The following is a 1121-nucleotide window of genomic DNA, read 5'->3' on the forward strand; positions in this document are numbered from 1 at the left end:
GCCACGTCGGTCGTCACCGGTCAGCCCTTGATCTCGGTCCAGGCGGCGGTCCAGGCGGCGTAGTCGGTGCAGGTGGTCCCGCGGCCGTCCAGGCAGTTCTTGACCGGGGTGGTCCAGTAGTGGACGTTCTTCCAGTACGGCTCGTCCGTGGCGTGGAAGGTCGTGCAGAAGTTCTTGTCCGCGGTCTGGTCGCAGGCCTTGGCGTTGGCCGGGGCCTCGCCGAACCACTCGGCGACCTGGGCGTTGGCCTTGGGCGAGACGATCCAGTTCATCCACTGGTAGGCGCAGTTGGGGTGCGCGGCCTTCGCCGACACCATCCAGGTGTCCGACCAGCCGGTCGCGCCCTCCTTCGGCAGCACGGCCTGGACGGGTGCCTTGTCGGCCTGCGCCAGGTTGGCGATCACCTGCCAGGTGGTGCCGACCACGGTGTCGCCGGTCTTGAAGGAGTTCTCCGCCTTCTGGTAGTCGCTCCAGTACTCGCCGACGGCCTTGTGCTGGGTCTTCAGCAGGTCGACGGCCGCCTTGAGCTGGGCCTGGTCGAGGGCGTAGGGGTTCTTGATGCCGAGGTCGGGCTTGGTCGTCATCAGGTACAGCGCCGCGTCGGCGATGTAGATCGCGGAGTCGTAGGCGGTGACGTGGCCCGCGTAGGGCGAGGCGCCGTCGAAGACGACGCTCCACGAGTCGGGCGCCGGTGAGACCTTGTCGGTGCGGTACATCAGCAGGTTGGCGCCGCGGCCGTGCGGGATGCCGTACATCTGGCCGTCGACGGAGTTCCAGGGCTGGTTCTTCAGGCCCTCGAAGACGTCCGCGTAGTTCGGGACGAGGCTCGTGTTGACGGGGGCGACGTCGCCGGAGGCGATCAGGCGCAGCGTCGCGTCGCCGGAGGCCGAGACGGCGTCGTACTGGCCGGTCTTCATCAGCGAGACCATCTCGTCGGAGGTGCCGGCGATCTTCGTGCTGACCTTGCAGCCGGTCTGCTGCTCGAAGGGGTGGACCCAGTCGACGTTCTTGTCGTCCGTGCCGTCCTCGGCGTAGCCGGCCCAGGCGATCAGGTTGACCTGGCCCTCGCCGGCGCCGAGAGACTGCAGCACCGGGAGTTTCGGCGGGTTCGGGCCGTGGGC

At 68.3% G+C, this 1121-nt stretch carries 1 protein-coding gene; it reads right to left on the reverse strand.

The features are described 5' to 3' along the window. Positions 1-20: 20 nt before the first annotated feature. Positions 21-1121: ABC transporter substrate-binding protein (locus AB0O00_RS40835; RefSeq protein WP_363659713.1), on the reverse strand; the 1101-nt coding region annotated here is incomplete at its 5' end.

It is taken from the genome of Kitasatospora sp. NPDC093558 (genome assembly GCF_040683475.1).
GTDB lineage: Bacteria > Actinomycetota > Actinomycetes > Streptomycetales > Streptomycetaceae > Kitasatospora.